This window comes from Escherichia whittamii (assembly GCF_014836715.1).
In the GTDB taxonomy this organism is placed as follows: Bacteria; Pseudomonadota; Gammaproteobacteria; order Enterobacterales; family Enterobacteriaceae; genus Escherichia; species Escherichia whittamii.
The window spans coordinates 238,466-247,446 of the sequence record NZ_JACSQI010000001.1 but is presented as its reverse complement, the minus strand read 5'-3'; the positions used below and the strand labels follow the sequence as shown (position 1 = coordinate 247,446).

The window sequence follows — 8,981 nt, the reverse complement described above, 5'->3', positions numbered from 1 at the left end:
AAGACGCGTCAGCGTCGCATCAGGCATTGCGCACCGAATGCCGGATGCGGCGTAAACGCCTTATCCGTCCTACAAATGTCAGCAATTTCAATGAGTAATGTAGGCCTGATAAGACGCGTCAGCGTCGCATCAGGCATTGCGCACCGAATGCCGGATGCGGCGTAAACGCCTTATCCGTCCTACAAATACCAGCAATTTCAATGAGTAATGTAGGCCTGATAAGACGCCCTGGCGTCGCATCAGGCGTTTAATACACCGCATTATGAAACGGACTTAGCGCCAGAATCACCGCCTGGTGATAGACGCTGGCACGAGTGAGTTTCCCGGCGGTAAACACGCCGATTGCTCCTTCTTTACGACCAATCTCATCAATACCGGTATAACGCGACATCACGGGGCCAAGCGCCTCACCCGCACGCACTTTCTCCAGAATCACCTCTGGCAACGGCAAAGTAGCCGAACGCGCTTCGCCACGTTGGTTGGTGCTTTCAATGACCACCCAACTGAAGGTGCTGTCACCATCAATGCCTGCTTCAATCGCCACCCAAAAATCAGCCTCTGGATGTAAACGGCGGGCATTTTCTACCCGATTTCGTGCGCCAGCGCGCGTTTCCTCACTGCCAAAGGGTTGTTCCGGTACACCGCTCTCGACGGAAACGGACTCAATGTGGCAGGATCCTTCGCCGAAGATCTCGTGAAATGCCTGCAGAATGGCCTGAATTTTAGCGGGATTGGTGGTCGCACAGACAACATGGTGCATAATCAGGATTACTCAAAAATTAACGTTACAGCAGTATACGGAAAAAAAGCATGTTACAGGTATACCTAGTCCGCCACGGTGAAACGCAGTGGAACGCCGAGCGACGTATTCAGGGCCAGTCTGACAGCCCGCTGACTGCCAAAGGTGAGCAACAGGCGATGCAGGTGGCGACGCGTGCCAAAGAGCTTGGCATTACACATATCATCAGTAGCGATTTAGGTCGCACCCGGCGCACAGCGGAAATCATCGCTCAGGCTTGCGGCTGTGACATCATCTTTGATTCCCGCTTGCGTGAGTTAAATATGGGCGTGCTGGAGAAAAGACACATTGACTCTCTGACTGAAGAAGAAGAGAACTGGCGTCGTCAGCTCGTCAATGGCACCGTTGACGGACGTATTCCTGAAGGCGAGTCAATGCAGGAACTGAGCGATCGCGTCAATGCTGCACTGGAATCCTGCCGGGATTTGCCGCAGGGAAGTCGGCCGCTACTGGTGAGCCACGGTATCGCCCTGGGATGTCTGGTGAGTACCATTCTCGGCTTACCAGCATGGGCAGAACGCCGCTTACGTCTGCGTAACTGTTCTATTTCGCGCGTGGATTATCAGGAAAGCCTGTGGCTGGCGTCTGGTTGGGTAGTTGAAACAGCAGGGGACATCTCGCATCTGGACGCCCCTGCATTAGACGAGTTGCAGCGTTAACGACGTATCGGAATCAGCAGTTCGCAGCGCAGATTAATTGGGCGATCTCCCGCTTTGGCATCTTCTGCCGGGTAGTATCGCTCAATATCCTGACCTTTACGGCGCGTCAGGTTGAGCATTGGCATACATGTTCCGTATACCGTCAGGATAAATTCCTGTACGCCGGTTCCCAGACCTTCATAGGTAAACATCACATATTCGCCGCCCTGCAACAGCACCGGATGCCCCGTCAGTACATATCCGTCTGCTTGTTCCTGAGCCAACGCAGTAGTGTAGAACACCTCTTGCTCGTCGTCTTTATCCTGGCTTGGACGCGTTTCATTCAGGCCGTAAAGCACTGGCGGAATGGTCGGCGCATTACCAAGAAAATCGTGCCAGAACTGATAACGCATTTCATGGCGGAAATCAGAGATTTGCTCCAGTGAACAGGAGTAACTCTGAGTTACGCCAATCAGCGGCGTGTCTTCCAGCGTGACAAATTTGTGTTCTGGCATGGTGAATTCACCCAGACGCAGCGGCGGGCGAATACCAAAGGCGCTCCATTCAGGAGAACGGCGGTAAAGTGCGGGAGTCTGGGCAAACTGCTTCTTGAATGCGCGAGTAAATGTCTGTTGAGAGTCGAAGCGGTATTGCAGCGCAATATCCAGAATTGGGCGCGCGGTCAGGCGTAGTGCAACCGCCGATTTCGACAAACGACGAGCACGAATATACGCGCCAATAGCATGGCCAGTGACATCTTTAAACATTCTCTGTAAGTGCCACTTGGAATAACCTGCTTTCGCCGCTACATTGTCGAGCGACAGTGGCTGATCCAGATGACCTTCCAACCAGATTAAAAGGTCGCGAATAATGCCGGCCTGATCCATAAAATATCCTCATCCTTTCACAACGAGCACCTGACATCAGGTAATTGGATAATAGCATTTTTTGCTGTTTTAGCATTCAGTGTTTTTTTCTTAGTAGAGTATGTTTTAGGTCTTGACGGAAATAAAAGTGTTGAGATTTTGTTCTTAATCAATATGTTATTTACCGTGACGAACTAATTGCTCTGTGTAACTTATAAAAATGGTAACAATATGAAATACAAGCATTTGATCCTGTCTTTAAGCCTGTTAATGCTGGGGCCATTGGCACATGCGGAAGAAATTGGTTCGGTCGATACCGTATTTAAAATGATCGGCCCGGATCACAAAATTGTCGTAGAAGCCTTTGACGATCCCGATGTGAAAAATGTCACCTGTTATGTGAGCCGGGCAAAAACCGGCGGTATTAAAGGTGGATTGGGCCTGGCGGAAGATACTTCCGATGCAGCTATTTCCTGCCAGCAAGTCGGGCCGATTGAACTGTCAGAGCGCATTAAAAACGGCAAAGCTCAGGGCGAAGTCGTATTCAAAAAACGTACGTCGCTGGTCTTTAAGTCGTTACAGGTCGTACGCTTCTATGACGCCAAACGCAACGCGCTCGCTTACCTGGCTTACTCCGACAAAGTTGTAGATGGGTCGCCGAAAAATGCGATTAGCGCGGTGCCTGTCATGCCGTGGCGGCAATAACAGAGGCGATATATGCAACGGGAAACGGTCTGGTTAGTGGAAGACGAGCAAGGGATAGCCGACACGCTGGTCTATATGTTGCAGCAGGAAGGTTTTGCCGTCGAGGTCTTTGAACGAGGCTTGCCGGTGCTGGATAAAGCACGCCAGCAGGTTCCCGACGTCATTATTCTCGATGTTGGTCTGCCGGATATCAGCGGCTTTGAATTGTGTCGTCAGTTGCTGGCGAAGCATCCGGCGCTACCTGTACTGTTCCTGACAGCTCGCAGTGAAGAGGTGGATCGCCTGCTTGGGCTGGAAATTGGCGCTGACGACTACGTGGCTAAACCGTTTTCACCTCGCGAAGTGTGCGCCAGAGTGCGCACCTTACTGCGTCGGGTGAAGAAGTTCTCGACGCCGTCTCCCGTCATCCGTATTGGTCATTTTGAATTGAATGAACCAGCGGCGCAGATCAGCTGGTTTGAGACGCCATTAACGCTAACACGGTATGAATTTTTGTTGCTGAAAACGTTACTCAAGTCGCCGGGCCGCGTCTGGTCCCGCCAGCAACTGATGGATAGCGTCTGGGAAGATGCGCAGGACACCTACGATCGCACTGTCGATACTCACATTAAAACGCTGCGTGCCAAACTGCGCGCTATTAATCCCGAGCTTTCGCCGATCAATACCCATCGCGGCATGGGATACAGCCTGAGGAGCCTGTAATGCGTATCGGCATGCGGCTGTTGCTGGGGTATTTTTTACTGGTGGCGGTAGCCGCCTGGTTCGTACTGGCTATTTTTGTCAAAGAAGTTAAACCGGGCGTGCGAAGGGCGACGGAAGGGACGTTGATCGATACGGCAACGTTACTGGCGGAACTGGCGCGTGCCGATTTGCTCTCTGGTGACCCAACGCATGGGCAGTTAGCGCAGGCGTTTAACCAGCTACAAAATCGCCCGTTTCGCGCCAATATCAGCGGCATCAACAAAGTACGCAATGAATACCATGTCTATATGACCGATGCGCAGGGCAAAGTATTGTTTGATTCGGCCAATAAAGCCGTCGGGCAGGATTATTCTCGCTGGAATGATGTCTGGCTAACGTTGCGTGGTCAGTATGGTGCGCGCAGTACGTTGCAAAATCCTGCCGACCCCGAAAGTTCGGTGATGTATGTTGCCGCGCCGATTATGGACGGCTCGCGGCTGGTTGGCGTTTTGAGCGTAGGCAAACCGAACGCGGCGATGGCACCGGTGGTTAAACGCAGCGAGCGGCGAATTTTATGGGCCAGCGCCATTTTGCTGGGAATTGCGCTGGTAATCGGCGCAGGAATGGTTTGGTGGATCAACCGCTCCATTGCCCGACTCACCCGCTATGCCGATTCTGTTACTGACAATAAGCCCGTTCCTCTCCCCAATCTCGGTAGTAGCGAGCTGCGTAAGCTCGCACAGGCGCTGGAAAGTATGCGCGTGAAACTGGAAGGGAAAAACTATATTGAGCAGTATGTCTACGCGTTAACCCATGAGTTGAAAAGTCCACTGGCGGCAATTCGTGGCGCGGCGGAAATTTTACGCGAAGGTCCGCCGCCGGAAGTGGTGGCCCGTTTTACCGATAATATTCTGACGCAAAACGCGCGAATGCAGGCGTTGGTTGAAACGCTACTACGCCAGGCAAGACTAGAGAATCGCCAGGAAGTGGTTCTTTCTGCGGTTAATGTGGCGGCATTATTTCGCCGCGTCAGCGAAGCACGCACCGTGCAGCTGGCAGAAAAAAATATCACTCTCAATGTTATGCCCACCGAGGTTAACGTTGCTGCTGAACCGGCGTTGCTGGAACAGGCACTGGGGAATTTACTGGATAACGCTATCGATTTTACTCCCGAGCATGGCAGCATAACGCTTAGTGCTGGGGGGGAGCAGGAACACGTTACGCTTAACGTGCAGGATACCGGTAGCGGCATTCCTGACTACGCGCTATCGCGTATTTTTGAACGCTTTTACTCTTTGCCTCGTGCGAATGGGCAAAAAAGCAGTGGTCTGGGGCTGGCGTTTGTCAGTGAAGTCGCCCGTTTGCTTAATGGCGAAGTCACGCTGTGCAACGTGCCGGAAGGCGGTGTACTGGCCTCGCTTCGACTTCACCGTTACTTCACATAACTTCAAATTCTTCCCACATAGCCTTCATATCCTGTCGCCATTGCAAAGGAGAAGACTATGTTGAAATCCCCCCTGTTCTGGAAAATGACCACTTTGTTTGGCGCGGTATTGCTGTTGTTAATTCCATTAATGTTGATTCGGCAGGTGATTGTCGAACGTGCCGATTACCGTAGCGATGTTGAAGATGCGATTCGTCAAAGCACCAGTGGACCGCAAAAGTTGGTTGGGCCGCTTATCGCTATTCCTGTGACAGAGCTTTATACGGTGCAGGAAGAGGATAAAACTGTGGAGCGGAAACGAAGTTTTATCCATTTCTGGTTACCTGAGTCGTTGATGGTTGATGGCAATCAGAACGTAGAAGAACGCAAGATTGGTATTTATTCCGGTCAGGTCTGGCACAGTGATTTAACGCTAAAAGCCGATTTCGATGTTTCGCGTCTTAGCGAACTTAACGCGCCAAACATCACTTTAGGCAAGCCGTTTATTGTGATTAGCGTCGGTGATGCACGCGGGATCGGTGTAGTGAAAGCGCCTGAACTTAACGGAACAGCGCTGACCATTGAGCCCGGAACCGGGTTAGATCAAGGCGGGCAGGGCGTGCATATCCCTTTACCAGAAGGGGACTGGCTGAAGCAGAACCTGAAGCTAAATATGGCGCTGAATTTAAGCGGTACTGGAGATTTTTCTGTCGTGCCGACGGGACGCAATAGTGAGCTTGTCTTAACCAGCAACTGGCCGCATCCCAGTTTTTTAGGTGATTTTTTGCCAGCGAAACGAGAAATAAGTGCATCCGGTTTTCAGGCGCAATGGCAAAGCAGTTGGTTTGCCAATAATCTCGGTGAACGTTTTGCTTCGGGCAATGATTCCAACTGGGAAAATTTCCCGGCGTTTAGCGTTGCAGTCACTACGCCTGCCGATCAGTATCAATTAACCGACCGGGCGACAAAATACGCCATCTTGCTGATCGCCCTGACTTTTATGGCCTTCTTTGTGTTTGAAACGCTCACCGCGCAACGTTTGCACCCGATGCAATATTTGCTGGTGGGGCTGTCATTAGTGATGTTTTATTTGCTCTTGCTGGCGCTTTCTGAACACACCGGTTTTACCGTGGCATGGGTAATTGCCAGCCTGATAGGGGCATTAATGAACGGGATTTACTTGCAGGCGGTATTAAAAGGTTGGCGCAATAGCATGTTGTTTACCCTCGCGCTGCTGTTACTGGATGGCGTGATGTGGGGGCTACTGAGCTCTGCTGACAGTGCGCTGTTATTAGGGACGAGTGTGCTGGTGGTGGCGCTGGCAGGTATGATGTTTGTGACGCGGAATATCGACTGGTATGCGTTTTCACTGCCGAAAATGAAAGCCAGTAAAGAAGTCACAACGGACGATGAGTTACGTATCTGGAAATAATGTTGAAAAATAAAAACGGCGCTAAAAAGCGCCGTTTTTTTTGGACGGTGGTAAAGCCGATTAATCTTCCAGATCACCGCAGAAGCGATAACCTTCACCGTGAATGGTGGCGATGATTTCCGGCGTATCCGGCGTAGATTCGAAGTGTTTACGAATACGACGGATCGTCACGTCTACAGTACGGTCGTGCGGTTTCAGCTCACGGCCGGTCATTTTCTTCAGCAGTTCAGCACGAGACTGAATTTTGCCTGGGTTTTCACAGAAGTGAAGCATGGCACGGAACTCGCTGCGCGGCAGTTTGTACTGCTCGCCATCAGGACCGATCAATGAACGGCTGTTGATGTCCAGTTCCCAACCATTGAACTTATAGCTTTCAACGCTACGGCGTTCTTCGCTGACTGTACCCAGATTCATGGTACGAGACAGCAGGTTGCGTGCACGAATAGTCAGTTCACGCGGGTTGAACGGTTTGGTGATGTAGTCATCTGCACCGATTTCGAGGCCGAGAATTTTATCGACTTCGTTGTCACGGCCAGTCAGGAACATCAACGCAACATTCGCCTGCTCGCGCAGTTCACGCGCTAACAGAAGACCGTTCTTACCCGGCAGATTGATATCCATGATCACCAGGTTGATGTCATATTCAGAGAGGATCTGATGCATTTCCGCGCCATCTGTCGCTTCGAAAACATCATAGCCTTCCGCTTCGAAAATACTTTTCAACGTGTTGCGTGTTACCAACTCGTCTTCAACGATAAGAATGTGCGGGGTCTGCATGTTTGCTACCTAAATTGCCAACTAAATCGAAACAGGAAGTACAAAAGTCCCTGACCTGCCTGATGCATGCTGCAAATTAACATGATCGGCGTAACATGACTAAAGTACGTAATTGCGTTCTTGATGCACTTTCCATCAACGTCAACAACATCATTAGCTTGGTCGTGGGTACTTTCCCTCAGGACCCGACAGTGTCAAAAACGGCTGTCATCCTAACCATTTTAACAGCAACATAACAGGCTAAGACGTGCCGGACACCCAATAAAACTACGCTTCGTTGACATATATCAAGTTCAATTGTAGCACGTTAACAGTTTGATGAAATCATCGTATCTAAATGCTAGCTTTCGTCACATTATTTTAATAATACAACTAGTTGCCTTATACAACTAATAAACGTGGTGAATCCAATTGTCGAGATTTATTTTTTATAAAATTATCCTAAGTAAACAGAAGGATATGTAGCAATTTTTAACAATTACACCGTTAGTGTAGTCAAGAAATAGTTTAGCTTTTTTTAAGTGAAGTAAAGGGCTTTTTCTGCGACTTACGTTACGAATTTGTAAATTCTCTCCGCGTAATAAGTTGACATTCATCACCCTGTTCGCGGTTATTTGATCAAGAAGAGTGGCAACATGCGTATAACGATCATTCTGGTGGCACCTGCCAGAGCAGAAAATATTGGTGCAGCGGCCCGGGCGATGAAAACAATGGGGTTTACCGAGCTGCGCATTGTCGATAGTCAGGCACACCTGGAGCCAGCTACCCGCTGGGTGGCGCATGGTTCTGGTGATATTATTGATAATATTAAAGTTTTTCCAACGCTGGCTGAATCGCTACACGACGTTGATTTTACCGTTGCCACCACTGCGCGCAGTCGGGCGAAATACCATTACTACGCCACGCCGGTAGAACTGGTGCCGCTACTGGAGGAAAAATCGACATGGATGAACCACGCGGCGCTGGTCTTTGGTCGCGAAGATTCCGGCTTGACTAACGAAGAGTTGGCGCTTGCTGATGTCCTCACCGGCGTGCCAATGGTGGCGGATTATCCATCACTGAATTTGGGACAGGCGGTGATGGTCTATTGCTATCAATTAGCAACATTAATACAACAACCGGTGGAATCTGCCGCAACGGCGGACCCATTTCAACTGCAGGCACTACGTGAACGTGCCATGTCATTGTTAACGACTCTGGCGGTGGCAGATGACACCAAACTGGTCGACTGGTTGCAACAACGCATCGGGCTGTTAGAGCAACGAGATACGGCCATGTTGCATCGTTTGTTGCATGATATTGAAAAAAATATCACCAAATAAAAAACGACAAGGAAGGGCATTTTCAGATTTTTATACTGACTGCAATGGGCAATATGTCTCTGTGTGGATTAAAAAAAGAGCATCTACCAGCAGCCTATGAACTGGTAACCTGCCGTGAGTAAATTAAAATTTTATTGACTTGGGTCACTAAATACTTTAACCAATATAGGCATAGCGCACAGACAGATAAAAATTACAGAGTACACAACATCCATGAAACGCATCAGCACCACCATTACCACCACCATCACCATTACCACAGGTAACGGTGCGGGCTGACGCGTACAGGAAATACAGAAAAAAGCCCGCACCTGACAGTGCGGGCTTTTTTTTCGACC

At 49.9% G+C, this 8,981-nt stretch carries 11 protein-coding genes and 1 other annotated feature; of the genes, 8 read left to right on the top strand and 3 right to left on the bottom strand.

Annotation, left to right across the window (positions count from 1 at the left end):
• Window positions 1-247: 247 nt before the first annotated feature.
• On the bottom strand, window positions 248-760 hold the full coding sequence (gene yjjX / locus H9644_RS01125; protein WP_064530382.1) for an inosine/xanthosine triphosphatase: 513 nt from the start codon (window positions 758-760) through the stop codon (window positions 248-250).
• A 50-nt stretch (window positions 761-810) separates the two neighbouring features.
• On the opposite strand from yjjX, the gene gpmB reads away from it, so the two are divergent.
• Complete coding sequence (gpmB, locus tag H9644_RS01120) at window positions 811-1,458, top strand: 2,3-diphosphoglycerate-dependent phosphoglycerate mutase GpmB (RefSeq protein WP_000942344.1); 648 nt, start codon at window positions 811-813, stop codon at window positions 1,456-1,458.
• Here gpmB and robA read toward each other — a convergent pair.
• Window positions 1,455-2,324: an MDR efflux pump AcrAB transcriptional activator RobA gene (gene robA, locus H9644_RS01115; protein ID WP_064530381.1), complete on the bottom strand. Its 870-nt coding sequence runs from the start codon at window positions 2,322-2,324 to the stop codon at window positions 1,455-1,457. The two genes, gpmB and robA, sit on opposite strands and share 4 nt — an antisense overlap.
• A 210-nt stretch (window positions 2,325-2,534) precedes the next feature.
• Between robA and creA the strand changes: the two genes are divergently transcribed.
• Genes creA through creD form a run of 4 tightly spaced genes read left to right on the top strand, consistent with a single transcriptional unit; the run spans window position 2,535 to window position 6,544 of the window.
• Window positions 2,535-3,008, top strand: a complete 474-nt coding sequence (gene creA, locus H9644_RS01110) for a protein CreA (protein WP_064530380.1) — start codon at window positions 2,535-2,537, stop codon at window positions 3,006-3,008.
• A 12-nt stretch (window positions 3,009-3,020) separates the two neighbouring features.
• Entirely contained in the window at window positions 3,021-3,710 is a 690-nt protein-coding gene (creB, locus tag H9644_RS01105; protein ID WP_064530379.1) for a two-component system response regulator CreB, read from the top strand.
• Window positions 3,710-5,134 (top strand): two-component system sensor histidine kinase CreC, encoded by a 1,425-nt coding sequence (gene creC / locus H9644_RS01100; RefSeq protein WP_064530378.1) that lies wholly within the window; start codon window positions 3,710-3,712, stop codon window positions 5,132-5,134. The genes creB and creC overlap by 1 nt, the downstream gene beginning before the upstream one ends.
• A 57-nt stretch (window positions 5,135-5,191) precedes the next feature.
• Window positions 5,192-6,544, top strand: coding sequence for a cell envelope integrity protein CreD (gene creD / locus H9644_RS01095; RefSeq protein ID WP_064530377.1), 1,353 nt, complete (start codon window positions 5,192-5,194; stop codon window positions 6,542-6,544).
• Between the two features lie 60 nt (window positions 6,545-6,604).
• On the opposite strand, the gene arcA is transcribed toward creD, so the two are convergent.
• Complete coding sequence (gene arcA / locus H9644_RS01090; RefSeq protein ID WP_001194358.1) at window positions 6,605-7,321, bottom strand: two-component system response regulator ArcA; 717 nt, start codon at window positions 7,319-7,321, stop codon at window positions 6,605-6,607.
• A 95-nt stretch (window positions 7,322-7,416) separates the two neighbouring features.
• Between arcA and yjjY the strand changes: the two genes are divergently transcribed.
• The 3 genes from yjjY (at window position 7,417) to thrL (ending at window position 8,922) form a co-directional block, all read left to right on the top strand.
• Window positions 7,417-7,557 (top strand): YjjY family protein, encoded by a 141-nt coding sequence (gene yjjY, locus H9644_RS01085; protein ID WP_001303782.1) that lies wholly within the window; start codon window positions 7,417-7,419, stop codon window positions 7,555-7,557.
• Between the two features lie 399 nt (window positions 7,558-7,956).
• Window positions 7,957-8,643 (top strand): tRNA/rRNA methyltransferase, encoded by a 687-nt coding sequence (locus H9644_RS01080; RefSeq protein ID WP_064530376.1) that lies wholly within the window; start codon window positions 7,957-7,959, stop codon window positions 8,641-8,643.
• 213 nt (window positions 8,644-8,856) lie between these two features.
• Window positions 8,857-8,922, top strand: coding sequence for a thr operon leader peptide (gene thrL / locus H9644_RS01075; protein WP_001386572.1), 66 nt, complete (start codon window positions 8,857-8,859; stop codon window positions 8,920-8,922).
• Window positions 8,858-8,977: a sequence feature (Thr leader region), on the top strand. Its footprint overlaps the gene before it by 65 nt.
• Window positions 8,978-8,981: the final 4 nt, after the last annotated feature.

Excerpts from the sequence above, each read along its gene's own strand:
- yjjX (WP_064530382.1), bottom strand. The coding sequence starts at position 760 with ATGCACCATGTTGTCTGTGCGACCACCAATCCCGCTAAAATTCAGGCC.
- gpmB (WP_000942344.1), top strand. The coding sequence starts at position 811 with ATGTTACAGGTATACCTAGTCCGCCACGGTGAAACGCAGTGGAACGCC.
- robA (WP_064530381.1), bottom strand. The coding sequence starts at position 2,324 with ATGGATCAGGCCGGCATTATTCGCGACCTTTTAATCTGGTTGGAAGGT.
- creA (WP_064530380.1), top strand. The coding sequence starts at position 2,535 with ATGAAATACAAGCATTTGATCCTGTCTTTAAGCCTGTTAATGCTGGGG.
- creB (WP_064530379.1), top strand. The coding sequence starts at position 3,021 with ATGCAACGGGAAACGGTCTGGTTAGTGGAAGACGAGCAAGGGATAGCC.
- creC (WP_064530378.1), top strand. The coding sequence starts at position 3,710 with ATGCGTATCGGCATGCGGCTGTTGCTGGGGTATTTTTTACTGGTGGCG.
- creD (WP_064530377.1), top strand. The coding sequence starts at position 5,192 with ATGTTGAAATCCCCCCTGTTCTGGAAAATGACCACTTTGTTTGGCGCG.
- arcA (WP_001194358.1), bottom strand. The coding sequence starts at position 7,321 with ATGCAGACCCCGCACATTCTTATCGTTGAAGACGAGTTGGTAACACGC.
- yjjY (WP_001303782.1), top strand. The coding sequence starts at position 7,417 with ATGACTAAAGTACGTAATTGCGTTCTTGATGCACTTTCCATCAACGTC.
- H9644_RS01080 (WP_064530376.1), top strand. The coding sequence starts at position 7,957 with ATGCGTATAACGATCATTCTGGTGGCACCTGCCAGAGCAGAAAATATT.